Annotated in this window: 19 protein-coding genes, 1 tRNA gene and 1 pseudogene; 15 read left to right on the top strand and 6 right to left on the bottom strand. The window is 60.2% G+C overall.

All coding sequences use genetic code 11. The features are described 5' to 3' along the window. Positions 1 to 92 precede the first annotated feature (92 nt). The 4 genes from ACE4QZ_RS06095 to ACE4QZ_RS06080 are packed head-to-tail and all read left to right on the top strand — an operon-like array spanning position 93 to position 4,078. Positions 93 to 1,061 carry a YbgA family protein gene (locus tag ACE4QZ_RS06095; RefSeq protein ID WP_021783496.1) on the top strand — a complete coding sequence of 323 codons (969 nt, stop codon included), beginning with the start codon at positions 93 to 95 and terminating at the stop codon, positions 1,059 to 1,061. Then, complete coding sequence (locus tag ACE4QZ_RS06090) at positions 1,051 to 1,950, top strand: MerR family transcriptional regulator (protein ID WP_021783497.1); 900 nt, start codon at positions 1,051 to 1,053, stop codon at positions 1,948 to 1,950. The genes ACE4QZ_RS06095 and ACE4QZ_RS06090 overlap by 11 nt, the downstream gene beginning before the upstream one ends. Then, entirely contained in the window at positions 1,941 to 3,383 is a 1,443-nt protein-coding gene (gene phrB, locus ACE4QZ_RS06085) for a deoxyribodipyrimidine photo-lyase (protein ID WP_028698059.1), read from the top strand. Before ACE4QZ_RS06090 ends, phrB begins: the two co-directional genes overlap by 10 nt. Next, on the top strand, positions 3,380 to 4,078 hold the full coding sequence (locus tag ACE4QZ_RS06080; protein ID WP_028698058.1) for an SDR family oxidoreductase: 699 nt from the start codon (positions 3,380 to 3,382) through the stop codon (positions 4,076 to 4,078). Before phrB ends, ACE4QZ_RS06080 begins: the two co-directional genes overlap by 4 nt. Positions 4,079 to 4,141: 63 nt before the next feature. On the opposite strand, the gene ACE4QZ_RS06075 is transcribed toward ACE4QZ_RS06080, so the two are convergent. From ACE4QZ_RS06075 to hemA, 6 genes are all read right to left on the bottom strand, one after another. Then, on the bottom strand, positions 4,142 to 4,660 hold the full coding sequence (locus ACE4QZ_RS06075; protein WP_028698057.1) for an acyloxyacyl hydrolase: 519 nt from the start codon (positions 4,658 to 4,660) through the stop codon (positions 4,142 to 4,144). Between the two features lie 106 nt (positions 4,661 to 4,766). Continuing rightward, positions 4,767 to 5,564: a glutamate racemase gene (gene murI / locus ACE4QZ_RS06070; protein WP_028698056.1), complete on the bottom strand. Its 798-nt coding sequence runs from the start codon at positions 5,562 to 5,564 to the stop codon at positions 4,767 to 4,769. Beyond that, positions 5,557 to 6,312 (bottom strand): molybdopterin-synthase adenylyltransferase MoeB, encoded by a 756-nt coding sequence (locus ACE4QZ_RS06065; protein ID WP_028698055.1) that lies wholly within the window; start codon positions 6,310 to 6,312, stop codon positions 5,557 to 5,559. Before ACE4QZ_RS06065 ends, murI begins: the two co-directional genes overlap by 8 nt. Then, entirely contained in the window at positions 6,306 to 7,136 is an 831-nt protein-coding gene (gene prmC, locus ACE4QZ_RS06060; protein WP_021783503.1) for a peptide chain release factor N(5)-glutamine methyltransferase, read from the bottom strand. The genes ACE4QZ_RS06065 and prmC overlap by 7 nt, the downstream gene beginning before the upstream one ends. Beyond that, a complete protein-coding gene (prfA, locus tag ACE4QZ_RS06055) occupies positions 7,136 to 8,218 on the bottom strand; it encodes a peptide chain release factor 1 (protein ID WP_003247392.1) in 1,083 nt (360 codons plus the stop codon). Before prfA ends, prmC begins: the two co-directional genes overlap by 1 nt. Continuing rightward, entirely contained in the window at positions 8,215 to 9,492 is a 1,278-nt protein-coding gene (hemA, locus tag ACE4QZ_RS06050) for a glutamyl-tRNA reductase (RefSeq protein WP_003247394.1), read from the bottom strand. The genes prfA and hemA overlap by 4 nt, the downstream gene beginning before the upstream one ends. A 702-nt stretch (positions 9,493 to 10,194) precedes the next feature. On the opposite strand from hemA, the pseudogene ACE4QZ_RS06045 reads away from it, so the two are divergent. From ACE4QZ_RS06045 to ACE4QZ_RS05995, 11 genes and pseudogenes are all read left to right on the top strand, one after another. Continuing rightward, positions 10,195 to 10,301 (top strand): annotated as a pseudogene (locus ACE4QZ_RS06045) (3-deoxy-7-phosphoheptulonate synthase); the annotation flags it as partial. Positions 10,302 to 11,271: 970 nt separating this feature from the next. Continuing rightward, positions 11,272 to 11,760: an Hcp family type VI secretion system effector gene (locus ACE4QZ_RS06040; RefSeq protein WP_021784766.1), complete on the top strand. Its 489-nt coding sequence runs from the start codon at positions 11,272 to 11,274 to the stop codon at positions 11,758 to 11,760. 9 nt (positions 11,761 to 11,769) lie between these two features. Beyond that, the gene (locus ACE4QZ_RS06035) at positions 11,770 to 12,747 is read left to right on the top strand and encodes a hypothetical protein (RefSeq protein ID WP_103470150.1); all 978 of its coding nucleotides are present in this window, start codon (positions 11,770 to 11,772) and stop codon (positions 12,745 to 12,747) included. Continuing rightward, entirely contained in the window at positions 12,744 to 13,103 is a 360-nt protein-coding gene (locus ACE4QZ_RS06030; protein WP_103463252.1) for a hypothetical protein, read from the top strand. The genes ACE4QZ_RS06035 and ACE4QZ_RS06030 overlap by 4 nt, the downstream gene beginning before the upstream one ends. Before the next feature lie 441 nt (positions 13,104 to 13,544). Continuing rightward, on the top strand, positions 13,545 to 14,525 hold the full coding sequence (locus ACE4QZ_RS06025) for an IS5-like element ISPa41 family transposase (protein ID WP_003117291.1): 981 nt from the start codon (positions 13,545 to 13,547) through the stop codon (positions 14,523 to 14,525). Positions 14,526 to 14,859: 334 nt separating this feature from the next. Beyond that, a complete protein-coding gene (locus tag ACE4QZ_RS06020; protein WP_103463253.1) occupies positions 14,860 to 16,581 on the top strand; it encodes a tetratricopeptide repeat protein in 1,722 nt (573 codons plus the stop codon). A 4-nt stretch (positions 16,582 to 16,585) separates the two neighbouring features. Then, positions 16,586 to 17,203 carry a lipoprotein insertase outer membrane protein LolB gene (gene lolB / locus ACE4QZ_RS06015; RefSeq protein WP_103443480.1) on the top strand — a complete coding sequence of 206 codons (618 nt, stop codon included), beginning with the start codon at positions 16,586 to 16,588 and terminating at the stop codon, positions 17,201 to 17,203. 4 nt (positions 17,204 to 17,207) lie between these two features. After that, entirely contained in the window at positions 17,208 to 18,068 is an 861-nt protein-coding gene (ispE, locus tag ACE4QZ_RS06010) for a 4-(cytidine 5'-diphospho)-2-C-methyl-D-erythritol kinase (RefSeq protein ID WP_103463254.1), read from the top strand. A gap of 20 nt (positions 18,069 to 18,088) precedes the next feature. Further along, positions 18,089 to 18,163 (top strand) — tRNA-Gln (locus ACE4QZ_RS06005). Between the two features lie 48 nt (positions 18,164 to 18,211). After that, positions 18,212 to 19,153, top strand: coding sequence for a ribose-phosphate pyrophosphokinase (locus tag ACE4QZ_RS06000; protein ID WP_003247410.1), 942 nt, complete (start codon positions 18,212 to 18,214; stop codon positions 19,151 to 19,153). 118 nt (positions 19,154 to 19,271) lie between these two features. After that, positions 19,272 to 19,865: a 50S ribosomal protein L25/general stress protein Ctc gene (locus ACE4QZ_RS05995; RefSeq protein ID WP_021784761.1), complete on the top strand. Its 594-nt coding sequence runs from the start codon at positions 19,272 to 19,274 to the stop codon at positions 19,863 to 19,865. The last annotated feature ends 41 nt before the right edge of the window (positions 19,866 to 19,906 follow it).

Below are 19,906 nucleotides of genomic sequence, written 5' to 3'. Positions count from 1 at the left end.
ACAAAAATACTAGTTTGCATAACTTCAGCGCTGTGCTGAAATAAACCTGTACAAGATTTGCGTCACGTACAGGTTTATTTTCGGAGGCAGCCATGCACGACCCTTCCGTACACAGCAAGCCACGCATCGCCATCAGCGCCTGCCTGACCGGGCACAGCGTGCGCTACAACGGCGGCCACAAGGCTTCCGACCTGTGCCGTAAACAGCTGGAACATCACTTCGACTGGCTACCCGTGTGTCCGGAAGTGGCAATCGGCCTGGGTATTCCCCGTGACCCGATTCGCCTGGTCGGCAACCCCGAACAGCCCGAAGTGGTCGGCACCCGCGACCCCGGCAAGGACCTGACCGACCCGTTGCGCACCTATGGTGAGCAGATGGCCAACGAACTTGACGACATCTGCGGCTACATCTTCATGCAGAAGTCTCCTTCTTGCGGCCTGGAACGGGTAAAGGTCTATCAGGACAATGGCCACCCGGCCGTGCATGGCGGCCGTGGTGTCTATGCGCAGGCTTTCTGCGCGCTGCGCCCGGACCTGCCAGTAGAGGAAGAAGGCCGTCTGCATGACCCCGTGCTGCGCGAAAACTTCATAAGCCGCGTTTACGCCTACGCCGACTGGCAGCGCCTGTTGGCCGAAGGCCTGAACCGTGGTGCTCTGGTGCGCTTTCATTCGCGCTACAAGTATTTGCTGATGGCCAACAACCCCCAGGCCTATCGTACCCTCGGCCGCCTGCTTGGCAGCATGAGCAGGGATGATGAACCACAGAGCATCGGCTCACGCTATTTCAGCCAGCTGATGCAGGCCCTGCGCCGCTGTGCCAGCCGCGGCACCCACAGCAATGTGCTGCAGCACCTGAGCGGTTACTTCAAGGATGCCCTGACGCAGCAGGACAAGGCTGAGTTGCAGGCAGTCATCGGCCAATACCAACAAGGCGTGGTACCACTGGTAGTGCCACTGACCCTGCTCAAACACCATTTGCGCAAGCACCCAGACCCCTACTTGCAGCAGCAAGCCTACCTGCAACCGCACCCCGAGAGCCTGGGCTTGCGCAATGCGGTCTGAGGACTTGCTGCCCATCGGCGAACTGGCCCGTCGCACCGGCGTCAACCCCGTCACCCTGCGCGCCTGGGAGCGCCGTTATGGGTTGCTCAAGCCACAGCGCACCGCCAAGGGGCATCGCCTGTATCCACTTGAGCAGGTCGAACGCGTCGAGGCCGTCCTGGCCTGGCTGCAGCGTGGCGCGTCGGTCGGCCAAGTCCGCGAGTTGCTCGACAAACCTACCAGCACTCCACCAAAGGGTGACTGGCAAGCCAGGCAATTCCAGCTGATCGAGGCCATCGCCAGCCTGTCACAGCGCGCCCTCGACCAGCAACTTAACCAGGCCATGGCGCTGTACCCGGCGGTCACCCTGTGCGAGCAATTGCTGCTGCCGCTACTCGACATGCTCGACCTGCGCTGGCGCAATTACTTCAACGCTCGGCTGGAGCAGGTGTTTTTCCACAGCTGGCTACGCAGCAAGCTCGGTGCCCGCGTGTATCACGACAACCAGCTGCTGCAAGGCCCTGCCGTATTGCTGGCTGAAGACAGCGAACGCACCTTCAGTCCAGGCTTATGGTTGTGCGCCTGGCTGCTCACCAGCAACGGCTTCCCGGTCGAGGTACTCGAGCAGCCTGTCGCAGGCCCGCAATTGCTAAGCGCCGTCAACGTGCTGAAACCACGCGCCTTACTCCTGCACCTCGGGCCACGCATCGACGACAAGGCGTTGCTGCGCACCCTGCAAGGCTTGCCGGTCCCCAAGCTACTGGGCGGTACCACGCTGGCGCTGCATGAAGCCCGCTTGAAGGCTTTTGAGCTTCCCGACCTTTTCCTGTTCGATACCCCGCAGGCGGCATTGCGCGTGCTTCAAGCCCACGATCGACAGCCTGTAGAGAAAACTCCCCCATGCACCTGACCTGGCTGCGCAGCGACCTGCGCATCGATGACAACACTGCACTCAGCGCCTCCACAGAGCGCGGCCCGACCATCGCCCTGTGGCTTGTCAGCCCCGGGCAATGGCAAGCCCATGACGATGCCGACTGCAAAGTCGACTTCTGGCTGCGTAACCTGAATGACCTGCGCCAATCACTGGAAAAGCTGAACATACCCCTGCTGATCCGCACAATCGAAACCTGGGACCAGGCACCACAGGCGGTGCTCGATGTCTGCCGCCAGCATCAGGTGCAAAGCGTGCACTGGAACGAGGAGTACGGCATCAATGAGCAGCGCCGGGATGATGCCACCCGGGCACTGCTGGAAAAGTCGGCCATCCAGGCACACAGCTACCTCGACCAGCTGTTCTTCCGTCCGGGTACCGTGCTTACCCGCAGTGGCGATTACTTCCAGGTCTTCAGCCAGTTCAAGAAAACCTGCCTGGAACATTTGCACCGCAGCCTGCCGGCCTTGGCCCGGCGAGTGAAGCGCCAGGCACCGTTGAACATCGGCAGCGATCCGGTCCCGCTACACGTAGAGGGATTCGGAACAACCACGCACACAGTGCGCGACCACTGGCCAGCAGGTGAGGCTGAGGCACAGTCCCGCCTGTCGCGCTTCCTCGACGAAACCATCGACGACTACCAGCACTTGCGTGATTTGCCTGCCAAGCCCGGTACCAGCCAGCTTTCACCCTACCTGGCCGCCGGCGTGATCTCGCCCCGCCAATGCTTGCACGGTGCACTGGCCTGCAACCGGGGCGAGTTCGACAGTGGCAGCACGGGCGTGCAGACCTGGGTCAACGAGCTACTGTGGCGCGAGTTCTACAAGCACATCCTGAGCGGTTATCCACAGGTCTCCCGCCACCGCGCCTTCCGTGCCCAGACCGAAGCCCTGCCGTGGCGTGACGCCCCGGCAGACCTGGAGGCGTGGGAGCAGGGCCGCACCGGTTTCCCGATCATCGATGCCGCCATGCGCCAACTGCTGCACACCGGGTGGATGCACAACCGCTTGCGCATGGTCGTGGCCATGTTCCTCAGCAAGAACCTGCTGATTGACTGGCGCAAGGGCGAGCGGCACTTCATGCGCCACCTGATTGACGGCGACCTGGCCGCCAACAACGGGGGCTGGCAGTGGAGTGCGTCCACCGGCACCGATGCGGTGCCCTATTTCCGTATCTTCAACCCGATTTCGCAGTCGCAGCGCTTCGATCCTCAGGGGCATTTCATTCGCCACTGGGTACCAGAACTACAAGCGCTCGACGAAAAAGCCATCCATCACCCCATTAAATCGACGGACCTTTTCGGTAATACTGCTTACCTAAGTCCAATCGTAGATCTCAGCAGCAGTCGCCAGCGGGCCCTGGAAGCGTTCAAAGGGCTGCCACGCCGGCAGAATCAGGGGATAACGTCTTGAATAACTCACGCAGTTTCTGGGTTACGGGCGCAAGCAACGGACTTGGCTTGGCTTTGGTGAAGAGGATGCTCGAGGAAGGGCATCGCGTTGCCGCCAGCGGCAAGGATGGCGCTGCACTGGATGCTTTGGGGGCACGCTACGGCCGCCAATTGTTGCGTTTGCCGTGGCAGTTGCATGAAGAACAACAAATCACCCATGCATGCCAACAGATTTGCCATGCCTGGTGTTCGCTGGACGGTCTGATCATCAACACCGGCACCAGCGATTACCTGTCAGCCGATGTCAATGACGCTGAGCTGATCGAAACAATCGTCACTACCAACCAGCTTGCCGCAGAGCATTGCCTGGGCAAAGCGCTGCCGTTGCTGGCAAAGGGGCAGTCACCGCAGGTGATGGCGCTTTTCAACCGTTATTCGGCGTTGCAGCTGTTTGCACCGACACAGGTAACTGCGGGCTGGAACAACTTGCCGCAGTGGATGCGTGAGCAGCGCAAGGCCCTTGAGGAGCAAGGGGTAGCACTGACCATTGTAGGACCACAATCGCTGAAGGTAACGGTGACGTCGGCACAGGCGATACCGGAGGCGTGGACGCCCGACAGTGCCGCAGAGGAGTTATTGCGGCGGTGGCCTCAGCGAGAACCGGAACTGGTCCTGGAGACGCTGAACGTCAGTAGCCTGTGGCCACTGACGCGCTAACACCTGAATCCAGTACTACCCCCTTCGCGGGCATTGCCCGCGAAGGGGGGAATGCAGGTGAACTCAGAGCGCCATTCGGTAATGCAAGCTATAGCTTTCTACACCATCATTGGGCTCTTTGATGCCGGCGTTCGAGTAGTGAATCGCCCGCACCCCAATCTCATGCCCGCCGGCAAAGCGCAAACCAAAGCCGATGCGATCCTCGAACTGGAAAGCCGAACCCAGCTCGTTGCTTTCCAACTCGGTGCTGGAGAACGCCGCCACCCCGATCCCCGCTTCGATGTAAGGCTTCACCGACTCCCCGGCAAACTCATAGACGAACACTGGCGCGAAGGACAGGCTGTGATTGCTCGCGGTCTCGTCGCCATCCCAGTAGGTGTAGGCGCCATCCCAATAGCCGGTCAGCCGACCAACGCTGGTCTGCCACCAGCTCGCATCCCAGTTCGATTGCAGCCCTAGCCGGTAGACCATGGTCGAATCGCCGGTCTGCCCCACCGAAAACGAAACATCGGCAGCTTGTACCGACATCGATTGTCCCATAACAAAGGCAGCAGCCGCTGCCAAGCCGAGCAGTTTCCTCATGAGAAACATCCTTCTTCCTGATGCTGTTGTTAGTGTCCGCCTCATCTCAGGCAAAGCGGTAGAAAGCAGAAGTGGAACGATAGTTCAGCTGGTTTTCACGTTTTTTTCACAACGCAAAGCTTTGCACATCGCCGGACTTATGCCACAGCACAGGTAGGATTTTTCTTAGGATTTCTGGATCAGCGCTTGTCCAGAAGCGTGCAGCGCCAGCCGGGCCTTCGGCCAGCAGATCATTGGCACCCAACAGCCGTCGCAACTGACGCGCCACGGCCGCGCCGGTGTCGATGATGGCCACGTCCTCCGGCACCATGCTGGCCAGCAATGGGCGAAGGAAAGGGTAATGGGTGCAGCCGAGGATCAGCGTATCGCAACCTGCTGCCAGCAGCGGCTGCACGTAACCTTGCAGCATCTGGCGCAACGCCGGGCTTGCAAGGTCACCGGTTTCGATCAGCTCGACCAACCCTGGGCAAGGCTGGGTGATAACCCGTACGTCATTGGCGAAGCGGTCGAGCAAGGCTGCGAACTTGGCACTCTGCAGGGTACCGGTAGTGGCCAGCACACCGACCACGCCCGAGCGGGTGGCGGCTGCAGCAGGCTTCACGGCCGGCTCCATGCCCACCAACGGCCAGGTCGGATACAACTCTCGCAGGTCGGCCACTGCCGCCACCGTGGCGGTGTTGCAGGCCAACACCATGGCCTTTGCGCCTTGCTCATGGAAGAACCCGGCAATGTGCCGGCAGCGCTCGCGGATATAGTCCGGCGACTTCTCACCGTAGGGTATATGCCCGCAATCGGCCACATACAGCAACGTCTCGTTGGGCAGCAGGCGCTGGATCTCGGCGAGCACCGACAAACCGCCAACCCCCGAGTCCATGACGCCTACCGGCGCCGAGCGCTCAGCCATCGCGCTTGCCACAGACCGTGCACGCCGGGTCGCGCTTGACACGAAGCTCGCGGATACGGGTACCTAGGGCATCAATCAACAGCAAGCGGCCGACCAACGGTTCACCGAAGCCCGCCAGCAGCTTCATCGCCTCCAGCGCCTGCAGGCTACCCACCAGCCCCACCAGCGGGCCAATGACGCCTGCTTCGCTGCAAGTCAGTTCAGCTTCGCTACCGTGTCCGTAAAGGCAGTGGTAGCACGGGCTGTAGTCGCGCCGCGGGTCGAACACGGACAGTTGACCTTCCAGACGGATTGCCGCACCGCTGACCAGTGGCTTGCTGGCGGCGACACAGGCAGCGTTGACCGCTTCGCGGGTAGAGAAATTGTCGGAGCAGTCCAGCACCAGGTCGACCGCCGCCACCGCAGCCGCCAGCGAGTCCTCGTCCAGTGCCTGGCGGTGAGCAACCAGGCTGACTTCCGGGTTGATAGCCTGCAAACGCTGCAAGGCCGAGTCGACCTTGCTCATGCCGACGCTGGCACTGTCGTGGATTACCTGGCGTTGCAGGTTGGTCAGGTCGACGGTGTCGAAGTCGGCCAGGTGCAGCTCACCTACTCCGGCCGCGGCCAGATAAAGGGCAACTGGCGAGCCCAGGCCACCCAGCCCGACAATCAGCGCTTTGCTCTGCTTGAGCCGCAGCTGGCCATCAATGTCGATCTGAGCCAGCAGCACCTGGCGGCTGTAACGTAGCAGTTCCTGATCACTCAGCATGGCAGTCGCCCCAGGGTAATACGTTCATGGCCGCCCAGGTCCGTGCGGCTGGCCACCTCGATAAAGCCATGTTCAGCCAGCAGAGCGCGTACCGCTGCCGCCTGATCGTAGCCATGTTCCAGCAGTAGCCAGCCACCAGGCAACAGGTGCGCTGGGGCCTGGGTAGCGATCACACGAAGGTCGTCCAGGCCATCGGCACCGGCCACCAGTGCACTGCTGGGTTCGAAGCGCACGTCTCCGGTCGCCAGGTGCGGATCTTCAGCAGCGATGTAGGGCGGGTTGCTGACGATGAGATCGAAACGCTCGCCGGCCAGGCTGTCGAACCAGTGGCTTAGCCGTACCCGAGCGTTGGCCAGACCCAACCGCTGACGGTTGCGCTCGGCGAGGGCAGCAGCCTCCTCCACACGGTCAACCGCTGTCACCTGCCAGGCCGGGCGCTCGCTGGCCAGCGCCAGGGCGATGGCACCCGTTCCCGTACCCAGGTCAAGAACCTTGGCTGGCGAAGCGGGTTGCAGCTCAAGGGCCGTCTCGACCAGTAGCTCGGTATCCGGCCGCGGGATCAGGGTATGCGGCGCAACCTCCAGGTCGATCTTCCAGAAGCCCTGCAGCCCAAGGATATAGGCCACTGGCTCGCCGCCACGGCGGCGCTGCAGGTAGCTGGCATAGGTCTCGGCATCTTCGCTGCTGACGATACGCTCAGGCCAGGTGTGCAGGTAGCTGCGCGACTTACCGATGGCCGCAGCCAGCAGCAACTCGGCATCCAGGCGCTCAGTGGGCGATTCGGGCAACTGCGCGTTGCGCAACAGGCTGGCGATGACAGTCATCAGTCCCCCAAGGCGGCCAGTTGATCGGCCTGGTATTCGGCCAGCAGCGGTTCGATCACCGCGTCTACGCCACCGCTGAGGATGTCGTCCAGCGAATACAAGGTCAGGTTGATGCGGTGATCGGTCACCCGGCCCTGTGGGTAATTGTAGGTGCGGATGCGCTCGGAGCGGTCACCGGAGCCCACCAGCAACTTGCGCTCACTGGCAATGGCGTTCTGCGCGGCGCTGGTCTGCATGTCGTTCAGCTTGGCCGACAGCCAGGACATGGCACGGGCGCGGTTCTTGTGCTGCGAGCGCTCCTCCTGGCATTCGACCACGATACCGGTGGGCAAGTGGGTGATGCGGATCGCCGAGTCGGTCTTGTTGACGTGCTGGCCGCCGGCACCGGAGGCACGGTAGGTATCCACGCGCAGGTCGGCCGGGTTGATTTCGATGGCAGCCTGCTCGTCCGGCTCGGGTAGCACCGCCACCGTGCACGCGGAAGTGTGGACACGGCCTTGGGACTCGGTCTCGGGCACACGCTGAACCCGATGTGCACCGGACTCGAACTTGAGCTTGCCGTAGACGTTCTCGCCCTCGACGCGGGCAATGATTTCCTTGTAGCCGCCGTGCTCGCCTTCGTTCTCGGACAAGATCTCCAGGCGCCAGCCGCGCTTTTCGGCGTAGCGCGAGTACATGCGGAACAGGTCACCAGAGAAAATGGCTGCCTCGTCGCCCCCCGTACCGGCGCGGATTTCGAGAAACACGTTGCGGCCGTCGTTGGGGTCTTTGGGCAGCAGCATGCGCTGCAGCTGCGCCTCCAGCGTCAGCAGTTGCTCCTTGGCTTCACGCACCTCTTCCACGGCCATTTCACGCAGGTCCGGGTCACTGTCCTTGAGCAGCGCCTGGGCGCCTTCGAGGTCGTCCTGGACTTTACGCCACTCTTTATAGGCAGCGTAAACCGGCTCGACCTCGGCATACTCACGGGAGTAGGCGCGAAAACGCGTCTGGTCGGAAATAACCTCGGCGTCACCGAGCAGGGCGGTGAGTTCTTCAAAACGGTCCTGGAGGATTTCCAGTTTGTTCAGCAGCGACGCTTTCATTGCGGGGATTTGTCCGTGGAGCCCTCGTTGAGGGCAAAGAGTTCCTGGGCCATGGCCAGCGCATCGAGGCGGCCCTCGGCCGAGAGCTTTTTCAACTGCACGCTGGGCGCATGCAGGAGTTTGTTGGTCAGGCCCCGGGCCAGTTGGGCCAGCACGTCTTCGGGGTTGCCGCCATTGGCCAGCAGGCGCAAGGCCTTTTGCAGTTCTTCGTCGCGAAGGCGCTCACTTTGCTGGCGATAGGCCCTGAGCACGTCCACCGCAGCCAGTTCGCGCAGGCGCAGCATGAAGTCTTCGGCGCCCACGGATACCAGCTCTTCGGCCGCCTGGGCCGCGCCCTGGCGGCTCTTGAGGTTTTCCGCCACTACATCGTGCAGGTCGTCGACGGTGTACAGGTAGACGTCGTCCAGCTCGCCGACTTCGGTTTCGATATCGCGAGGGACAGCGATGTCGACCATGAAGATCGGCTTGTGTCGGCGCTGTTTCAGTGCGCTCTCGACCGCGCCCTTGCCCAGGATCGGCAACTGACTGGCGGTGGAGCTGATCACGATGTCGCTGTTGGCCAGTTCCTGTGGGATGTCTGCCAGCAGCACGGCATGCGCACCGAACTGCTCAGCCAGGATGCTGGCGCGTTCCAGAGTACGGTTGGCCACCACGATACGGCGTACGCCCTGCTCGTGCAGGTGGCGGGCGACCAGCGTGATGGTTTCGCCGGCACCGATCAGCAGGGCCTGGCTACGGCCCAGGTCGGCAAAAATCTGCTTGGCCAGGCTGACTGCGGCGAACGCAACCGAAACCGGGTTTTCACCGATGGCGGTGTCGGTACGCACCTGCTTGGCGGCGCTGAAGGTGGCCTGGAACAGGCGCCCGAGCAACGGCCCGACGGTACCGGCTTCGCGGGCCACGGCGTAGGCGGACTTCATCTGGCCCAGGATCTGAGGCTCGCCGAGAACCAGCGAGTCCAGGCCCGAGGCCACGCGCATCATATGCTTCACGGCCTCGTGCTCTTCATGCACGTAGGCGCTGGCGCGCAGCTCGTCGAGGCTGAGGCGGTGATAGTCGGCCAGCCACTGCAGCACGGCGTCGGCGGACAGGTGGTCCTGCTCTATATAGAGCTCACTGCGGTTGCAGGTCGACAGGATCGCCGCCTCGCGGCTGGACGTCAGTCGGCAGAGCTGCTGCAGGGCGTCTACCAGCTGCTCTGGGGTAAACGCCACGCGCTCGCGTACGTCTACCGAGGCAGTCTTATGGTTGATACCAAGTGCAAGAAAGGCCATGCAAGGTCGCTGGTTGTGACGGGAAGCCGATAATTGTCCTCTTTCGCAGGTTTTAGAACAACCACCGTTCGCTATTGTGCTGATAGCGCTGCGGCTATCGCCGCTCGCGGGCCAGCATCAGCGTTGATTTCAGGTTTCACTCCCGCTTTTGATCTTCGCGACTTCAGGAGGCCGGAGAGAGGGGCCCCCGGAGCGCAGCGCAGGGGGCGGATGATGGGAGCGCAGCGTTTTTTGGTGGGCTTGCCCCGGAGGGTGTCAGAAATTTTGTGTTCGGGCATAACATGAGTCAGCGTCGCCATCGCAAATGACGGTTCGCCGAGTCAAAACAGACCACTTCGCTTCTTGCTTCTTGCTTCTTGCTTCTTGGATGTGAGCATCCACATCAAGTAGGTATTCATTCGCGAAGGTGGCGCGTAGTCACCTTTCCGCCCTTCCGGCGGGTTACTTTGGTCGTGGCCAAAGTAACCAAAACCGTCGGCTCCCATCATCCGGCCCCTACGCTGCGCTCCGGGGTCCCCTCGCTCCGGACTTGCTCCCGGGAGGACCGCGCTGCAGGCCCCATCCTGGGGCCCAGCGCTTGACGGGCATCCATGCCCGTCACCTCCCTCCGCAAGCCCTGCGCTCGGCCTCCTGAAGTCGCAATCTGCGTCGCCTGAACTGCCGCGCGCTCAGAAGCAAAAGCCAAGAGCAAGAGCAACGGCGTTCTTCCAGGTATACCAGGCCGAGGGCAGCCTTGCCGGCGATATCCTTATCCAGATGACCGGGCAGAATCTCACCGAATGCATCGGCGGTGCCGGCCGATCACAGAGCTCGCTTTTCGCTTTTGATCTGGCTTCTAAGCGCGCGGTAGTCCAAGCGACGCAGATTGCGACTTCAGGAGGCCGAGTGCAGGGCTTGCGGAGGGAGATGACGGGCATGGATGCCCGTCAAGCGCTGAGGCCCCATGGATGGGGCCTGCAGCGCGTGCTCCCGGGAGCAAGGCCGGAGCGAGGGGACCCCGGAGCGCAGCGTAGGGGCCGGATGATGGGAGCCAACGGTTTTTGGTTCCTTTTTGCCACGACAAAAAGGGACCCGCCGTAAGGGCGGAAAGGTGAATTGGCGTCGCCATCGCAAACGGACTGTACGCCTGATCAAAACCGCCGCTTAAGCTTTTGGGCTTTTGGGTTGTGCTTTCACATCGAGTAGACATTCATTCACGATATAGGCACCAAGTCACCTTTCCGCCCTTCCGGCGGGTTACTTTGGTCGTGGCCAAAGTAACCAAAACCGTCGGCTCCCATCATCCGGCCCCTACGCTGCGCTCCGGGGTCCCCTCGCTCCAGGCTTGCTCCCGGGAGGACCGCGCTGCAGGCCCCATCCTGGGGCCCAGCGCTTGACGGGCATCCATGCCCGTCACCTCCCTCCGCAATCCCTGCGCTCGGCCTCCTGAAGTCGCAATCTGCGTCGCCTGAACTATCGCGCGCTTAGAAGCAAAAGCAAGAGCAAAGTGGAAAAACCGTAATGCATGGTTCATTCAAGAAAGGCACGCTCGATAGCCTGCTGGTCGCGAAATTGGCCGGCCAGTTTGAATATCGCCCAGGCCAACTAAGCCGACCAAAGCGAGAAAACTCCTAAATATTTCCAGAGGACTTATCCACAAGCTTGTAGCCCATTTCCCAAATATATGCCCAGCTGTTGCCCTCCCCCCTTTCCGCGCCTAGCCTTGCCAATCACTGACGGGGCAAGTCCCGTCGTCACATCAATATTCCGTACCCACATCCTTGCCAAGGAGCGGTAAACATGGCTTTTGACGCGTATTTGCAAATCAGCGATATCCCAGGCGAAGCCTTGGACGAAAAGTACAGCAAGTGGATTGAAGTGACCGGTTATGACTTCGGTGTAAGCCAAAGCACCTCCGCCACCGCAAGCTCCGCCGGCGGCGCCAGCTCTGGCCGCACCGCAGCCAGCAACTTCACCTTCACCAAGTTTCTCGACAGCGCCAGTTGCAAACTGATGGAGGCCAGTTGTGCAGGCCAGCATTTCAAGGAAGTGAAACTCGCGCTGTGCCGCGCGGGCGGTGACAAGCTCAAGTATTACGAAATCATTCTCGAAGAAGTGATCATCGCCGACTACACCCAGAGCGCCGCCGATGGCGTGCCGATCGAGGTGGTTCAGCTCGACTACGGCCGAATCAAGACCACCTATACCCAGCAAAAACGCACCGACGGCTCCGGCGGCGGCAACATTGCTGGCGGGTGGGACCGGATCGGTAACAAGAAGTACGCATGAGGGGTCGCCATGTCTGAAGCCCGTGCGTTCATCAACCCCAGGATGCAAAACTACCACACGCTCAAGGCCAGTCTCGCGCTGACCCGGCACTCGGCCAGCAAGTTTGACATCCTCAATTCGCACATTTTCAACAGCGTGGTCAGAGGCGGCGAACTGGTGATCGTCGGTGACTGGTCCACGCCTTCCTGCACCAGTCAGGAGGCGTATCTGATGTCGAAAGCTGCCGTGACCCATATGGGGCTGATGCGCAGCGGGCAAGGTGCCGATGAGTTTTTTCTGGAGAATTTCGAACTGTTGAAGAGCTTGCTCGCCCACGCGTCAATGGGTGCAGGCGTGGTTAGCGATGGCTTGAGCAAGCATCTGAAAGCAATTGAGGGCACATTGCTGGAAATCGAGAAATTGCACAGGGAGCATCTGGGCTCAGGGACGCTCAATGCCCGCGACCAGTTTTATGCCAAGCGTGCGGCACTGTTCTCGAAACTTGACGAACAGTTGGGCCAGCTGGCGGGGTTCGGCGCTGGATTGCGCAACAAGGGATCGATCAAGAGGACACTGGCCATTTCTACGAAAAGCTATTTGCACACGGGTGAAATTGCGGGGTATGCGGATAAGGTTGCCGGGGTGGGCAAGGCTGCCAACCTGATCAAAAAAGGAACCTATATTGGCATAGCGCTTGACGTAGCAGCGACGGGGCTAGAGATTCGCCAGGCTTGTATTCTGGGCAGAGAAAGCGAATGCCAGCGAGCTGCATATGTAAACTCTGCATCATTAGCTGGAGGTCTGGCTGGTAGCGCTGTAGGCGGTTACCTAGGAGGGAGTATTGTTGCACCCGCAGTATGTGCGGCACTAGGAGTAGGGACTGCCGGACTAGGGGCACTCACCTGCGCGGTCATCGGTGGCGCTGCCGGGGCGAAGTTAGCCGGTGATTTCGCAGGAGAAAAAGGCGAGGTATTAGGTGACTTCTTGTATCACGAGCTCTCAAAATGACTAACATAGAGCCAGGACTGATCGCACTGATCCTGATTACAGCAATGCTAATTGCCGCTAGCGCGCAAATTATTATTTCACACAAATACACCGAGCATTTTGAATCTTTCCTGCCCACCTCTCGCCTCGTATCTGACAACATCAAAAATTACCAGCACGCCGGACTCTTGGGCAAAACAATAAGAACCGGTCAGATTGCAACACTGTTGGCCCTACCCAAAATCTTTATTTACAGGGGTTACGCTGATATTGAGGAAATAAAAAATTTCCCCCTCCGCGAAAAGCGCATTTTGTTAACCCTATGGGTTATTCACATCACCTTGTTCATTGCACTGATGCTGTCGCATTATCTATGACTTCATGCCGATACGACTTGCCCCGAATCGAAACCTGACAGTCTCTAGGAGTGGTGTTCGCCATTCTTATCACCGCGATCTTCATATCCATGTCGATAACCCTATATTTACCCCATCGCCTGACTGAACACATTGAGTCAATGCTACCCAATTGCAAGTTAATCAGTGAGAGCAGAAAAACATATGCCGGACTTGGCTTTACCGGGAAAGTTTTTTGATTCGGAACAATATCTTTAATGCTAACCTTCCCGAAAGCCTATGCTCGCAAAGGCTTAATAGATACCAAAGAAGCAAACCAATTACCAAGCCACACGAAGAAATTACTCAGCAGACTCGTCATTGTGTGCCTAGCGCTTTTTCTCGCACTGTTACTCTTTAGGGAATCTCCGAACAAGCCTTCAGTTATGCGAGAATCCCCGCAACACCTGATCCGAGCCGCCCATGAGCCAGATGAGCTTTTCCGACTTTGAGTACGCCGGCAAGCGCAAGCAAACCCGCCGAGAGCGCTTCCTCGCCGAAATGGATCAGGTGGTGCCCTGGGCAGGCCTGCTGGAGCTGATCGAACCGTTCTACCCCAAGGCCGGCGGCGGTAGAAAACCCTATCCTCTGGAAACCATGCTGCGCATCCATCTGTTGCAGAACTGGTTCTCCCTGAGCGACCCGGCCATGGAGGAAGCGCTCTACGAAATCACGCCCATGCGCCAGTTCGCACGCCTGACGCTGAGCGCGCCAATCCCCGAAGACACCACGATCATGAACTTCCGGCACTTGCTGGAGAAGCATCAGCTCGCACCGGCAATCCTTGCGGTCATCAATGGTTATCTGCAGGAAAAAGGCCTGTCGCTGCGCCAAGGCACCATCGTCGATGCCACCATTATTCATGCCCCCAGCTCGACCAAAAATAAAGAAGGCAAGCGTGATCCCGAGATGCACCAGACCAAGAAAGGCGGTCAGTATTTCTTCGGGATGAAGGCGCACATCGGTGCCGATGTCGAGTCCGGCCTGGTGCATCACGTCCATGGCACCGCTGCCAATGTGGCCGATGTCACGCAGGTGGCTGAACTGCTGCATGGCGAAGAAAACGCCGTGTATGCAGATGCCGGTTACACCGGTGTCGAAAGGCGCGAAGAGCATGAAAATCGGGGGGTGATCTGGCAGATTGCAGCGCGTCGCAGCACCTATTCCAAGCTGAACCAGCGCAGCGTACTGTACAAAGCCAAGCGCAAGATCGAGTTCTGCAAGGCTCAGACACGGGCCAAGGTCGAGCATCCGTTTCGCGTGATCAAGCGGCAGTTTGGTTACGTGAAAATACGTTTTCGTGGGCTGATGAAAAACACGGCTCAGTTGACCACGCTGTTCGCCCTGGCAAACCTGTGGAGGGTTCGAAAACAGCTCATGGGTATGGGTGAGGTTCGCGTTTAACACGGAGAACCGGTCGAAAAAGCTCTCCGTACATGATTTTTCGGTCACTTTTCGTCCAATGACGCTGTAGGTGCCTGGAAAATTGCAACTTGCCGCGGCTGCACGACAAGTTGATCGGAGCATCCTTAGGGCATTCCTATATGTTGCCGATCATTACCAAACCCTTTGAAAGCAGCGCCAAACCTCAAGCACAAGCCCCAGCGAACCTCTCCCCCACCCCGCTGTCCCACTCTGCACCACCCAGCCTGTAAACCACGACCTTCGCAGGTGGGTTTGCCTCCGCGCTTGTGTCATCATGCTCCGACCGCCGGTGAGTCCTCCTATAAGCCTTTCTATGAACAAACCATACGCATTGCTGCTTGCCTTCGCCCTGCTACAGGGCTGCCAAAGCCTGGCCCCGCAAAAGGCCGAGCCTCCCGTCGCCGAAGCTGGCAAGGGCGAGGCGGAAAAGCCCGTGGTGTATGGTTCGTTCAAGCAGGACACACTCTATAGCCTGTTGGTGGCAGAGCTGGCCGGCCAGCGCAACCGTTTCGACATCGCCCTGGCCAACTACACCGATCAGGCGGCAAAAACCCAGGATCCTGGGGTTTCCGAGCGTGCCTACCGCATTGCCGAGTACCTCGGCGCCGACGAGCCGTCACTGGAGAACGCGCTGGTCTGGGCGCGCAACGACCCGCAGAACCTCGACGCACAGCGCGCCGCCGCCATCCAGCTGGCCCGCGCCGGTCGCTATGACGAGTCCATGACCTACATGGAAAAGGTACTGCAGGGCAAGGGCGACACCCACTTCGACTTCCTCGCCCTGTCTGCAGCCGAAACCGACCAGAGCACCCGCGACGGCCTGCTACATAGTTTCGAACGCTTGCTGGTGAAATACCCCGACAACGGCCAGCTGATATTCGGCAAGGCCTTGTTGCTGAACCAGGACGGCAAGACAGAAGAAGCCCTGAAACTGCTCGAGTCGCACCCAGCACAAAACGGCGAGGTCGCTCCGATCCTGCTGCGTGCCCGGCTGCTGCAGGCCCTGGACCGTGGTCCGGAAGCCCTGCCACTGCTGCGTGGGGCAATTCGCGACAACCCGGACGACAAACGCCTGCGCCTGACCTACGCTCGCACCCTGGTCGAACAGGACCGTATCGCCGAAGCCAAAGGCGAATTCATCAGCCTGGTCCAGCAATACCCCGATGATGACGAACTGCGCTACTCGCTGGCGCTGGTGTGCCTTGAGAACAAAGACTGGGATGAAGCCGAAGGCTACTTGCAGGAGTTGGTCGAGCGAGACAGCAACGTCGACGCTGCGCACCTGAACCTGGGCCGCATCCAAGAGGAGCGCCACGACCCTGCTGGCGCTCTGCGTGAATACGCCCTGGTCGGCCCAGGCCCAGACTACCTGCCGGCACAGCTGCGCCAGGCCGACATCCTGATCGCCAACGGCCGCAGCAGTGATGCCTCGCGCCTGCTCGCCGAAGCACGCGAAGCCCAGCCAGACTACGCCATCCAGCTATTCCTGATCGAATCGGAAAGCTATAGCAACAACAACAAGGACGCCCAGGCCAACCAGGTGCTGCAGCAAGCCATCCAGCGCTACCCGGACGACCTCAACCTGCTTTACACCCGCGCCATGCTGGCCGAGAAGCGCAACGATCTGACGCAGATGGAAAAAGACCTGCGCGCCATCATCGCCCGCGAGCCAGAAAACGCCATGGCCCTAAACGCCCTGGGCTACACCCTGGCCGACCGTACCACCCGCTATGCCGAAGCCAAGGCGCTGATCGACAAGGCCCACCAACTGACCCCCGATGACCCGGCAGTGCTCGACAGCCTGGGTTGGGTCAACTATCGCCTGGGCAACCTCGACGTAGCTGAAACCTACCTGCGCCAGGCCTTTGCCAACTTCCCCGACCACGAAGTGGCCGCCCACCTGGGCGAAGTGCTGTGGGCCAACGGCAAGCGCCGCGAAGCTCGTCATGTATGGGCCAAGGGCTTCGAAGCCCAGGCCGACAGCCCTATCCTGCGCAAGACCCTTTTACGCCTGACCGGATCCGAGACTCTTTAACGCCATGTTCCTGCGCCATTGCATCACCTTTACCTTGATCGCCCTGCTGGCCGGCTGTGCCGGCTTCGGTAGCCGAGAGGCCCTGCAGGGCCACGGCGACCCGCAACAGTGGCGCGTCCATAAAGAGCAACTGAGCAACCTTGATGGCTGGCAGATCAGCGGCAAGGTCGGCATCCGTGCCCCGCGCGACTCTGGCAGCGGCACGCTGTTCTGGCTGCAACGCCAGGACTACTATGATATTCGCCTGGCCGGCCCACTGGGCCGTGGCGCCGCACGCCTGACCGGCCGCCCGGGTGGCGTCGTGCTGGAGGTGGCCAACCAGGGCCGCTACGAAGCTGCCAGCCCTGAAGCGCTGCTGGAAGAGCAACTGGGCTGGCAACTGCCGGTGTCGCACCTTGTCTGGTGGGTTCGCGGCCTGCCCGCTCCCGACAGCAAGAGCAAGCTGACCCTGGACGGCGACAGCCGCCTGGCCAGCCTGGACCAGGATGGCTGGCAGGTGCAGTACCTGAGCTACACCGAACAGAACGGCTACTGGTTGCCCGAGCGCCTGAAGCTGCACGGCAAGGACCTGGACGTAACCCTGGTGGTCAAGGACTGGCAGCCACGCCAGCTGGGGCACTGATCCCATGCACAAGCTCACCCTGCCCGCCCCGGCCAAGCTCAACCTGTGGCTGCACATCATCGGCCGCCGCGCGGACGGTTACCACGAGCTGGAAACGGTGTTCCAGTTTCTCGACCACGGCGACGAACTGAGCTTCGCCCTGCGTGACGATGGCGTGATCCACTTGCACACCGAGATCGAGGCAGTCCCCCACGACAGCAACCTGATCGTGCGGGCCGCGCGTATGTTGCAGGCACAATCGGGCACCCCCCTCGGCGCCGACATCTGGCTGACCAAGGTGCTGCCCATGGGTGGTGGCATCGGCGGCGGCAGCTCGGACGCCGCGACCACCCTGCTGGCGCTCGCCCACCTGTGGCAACTGGACTGGGACGAAGACCGCCTGGCCGCACTGGGTCTGCGCCTGGGCGCCGATGTGCCGGTGTTCGTACGCGGCCATGCGGCGTTCGCGCAAGGTGTAGGGGAGCAACTGACTCCGGTCGACCCGATCGAACCTTGGTATGTCGTGCTGGTGCCGCAAGTGTCTGTCAGCACAGTAGAAATTTTTTCACATCCGCAGTTGACACGTGATTCACTCCCCCTTAAGATGCGCCCCGTTCCCGAGGGAAACAGTCGAAATGACTGCCAACCGGTGGTAGAGCAGAATTACCCTGAAGTTCGCAATGCGTTGAATTTACTGGGAAAGTTCACTGAGGCTCGACTAACCGGCACTGGAAGTTGTGTGTTTGGGGCCTTCCCAAGCAAAGCCGAAGCTGATAAAGTTCTGGCCCTTCTTTCAGCGACCCAAACAGGGTTTGTGGCGAAAGGAAGCAATATTTCGATGTTGCATCGCAAGCTGCAAAGTCTGGTCAAGAAGTCGAGCGCATGAGCGTTCGCAGCAACAGATACAGGGGCGTCGCCAAGCGGTAAGGCAGCAGGTTTTGATCCTGCCATGCGTTGGTTCGAATCCAGCCGCCCCTGCCATTTTCCTTATACTCATCCAGGTATACCCTCAGCCTTCAGGTACTGCGCGTGTCCAAGATGATGGTCTTTACGGGGAACGCTAACCCCGATCTGGCTCGGCGTGTCGTACGTCAGCTGCATATCCCTCTCGGTGACGTCTCTGTCGGTAAATTCTCCGACGGCGAGATCAGTACTGAGATCAATGAAAATGTTCGCGGTAAAGACGTTTTCATTATTCAGCCGACCTGCGCTCCGACCAACGATAACCTGATGGAACTGGTAGTGATGGCCGACGCCTTCCGCCGCTCCTCAGCATCCCGAATCACCGCCGTGATTCCTTACTTCGGATATGCCCGCCAGGACCGCCGTCCGCGTTCGGCACGTGTAGCCATCAGCGCCAAAGTTGTTGCTGACATGCTCACTGTCGTAGGTATCGACCGTGTACTCACCGTCGACCTGCACGCTGACCAGATCCAAGGCTTCTTCGATATCCCCGTCGACAACATCTACGGCTCGCCCGTACTGGTTGACGACATCGAAGACCAGCGTTTCGAGAACCTGATGATCGTCTCCCCGGACATCGGTGGTGTCGTGCGCGCACGCGCTGTCGCCAAGTCCCTGGGCGTCGATCTGGGTATCATCGACAAACGCCGCGAAAAGGCTAACCACTCCGAGGTTATGCACATCATCGGCGACGTCGAAGGGCGCACCTGCATCCTGGTAGACGACATGGTCGACACCGCCGGCACCCTGTGCCACGCGGCCAAAGCCCTGAAAGAGCACGGCGCTGCCAAGGTTTACGCCTACTGCACGCACCCTGTTTTGTCGGGCCGCGCGATCGAGAACATCGAGAAGTCGGTACTGGACGAGCTGGTGGTGACCAACACCGTTCCGCTGTCCGCCGCTGCTCAAGCCTGTGACCGTATCCGTCAGCTGGATATCGCACCGGTTGTCGCTGAAGCGGTACGCCGCATCAGCAACGAAGAATCGATCAGCGCGATGTTCCGCTAAGCGGGACACGTGTTGATATGAAGCGCCCCGCCCCAACCTGTGTTGGGGCGGGGCTTTTTTGCCATCCCCGTTGGCGCTGGTCGCAAACGCCCTCGGGGGGCTATTTTGGAGAAACAAAATGACTGATTTTATTCTGAACGCCCAAGCGCGTACTGACCTGGGGAAAGGTGCGAGCCGCCGCCTGCGTCACTCGCTGAGCATCCCAGCCGTTGTTTACGGTGGTGGTAAAGAAGCTCAATCCCTGACCATCCTGGCCAAGGAAATCACCAAGCTGTTCGAAAACGAAGCTGCCTTCAGCCACGTTATCGAGCTGAACGTTGACGGTGTTAAGCAGAACGTCATCATCAAGGCCATGCAGCGCCACCCAGCCAAGCAGTTCATCATGCACGCTGACTTCGTCCGCGTCGTTGCTGGCCAGAAACTGACCGCCAAGGTTCCGGTTCACTTCATCAACGAAGAAGCCCCGGCCAAGAAAGGCGGCGAGATCTCCCACGTTGAGTCCGAGATCGAAGTTTCCTGCGAAGCCAAAGACCTGCCTGAGTTCATCGAAGTTGACCTGGCCAACGCCGAAATCGGCACCATCATCCACCTGTCGGACCTGAAAGCTCCGAAAGGCGTAGAGTTCGTCGCTCTGGCCCACGGTGATGACAAAGCTGTTGCCAACGTTCACGCTCCACGCGTTGCTCCAGAAGCAGAAGGCGCTGCCGAGTAATCCACTCGCACGCCGGCGTTGATCGGGTTACAGTGCCGCGC

It is taken from the genome of Pseudomonas sp. DCA-1 (assembly GCF_046523955.1).
Taxonomy (GTDB): domain Bacteria; phylum Pseudomonadota; class Gammaproteobacteria; order Pseudomonadales; family Pseudomonadaceae; genus Aquipseudomonas; species Aquipseudomonas putida_Y.
This window is presented reverse-complemented; position numbering and strand designations above follow the sequence as displayed.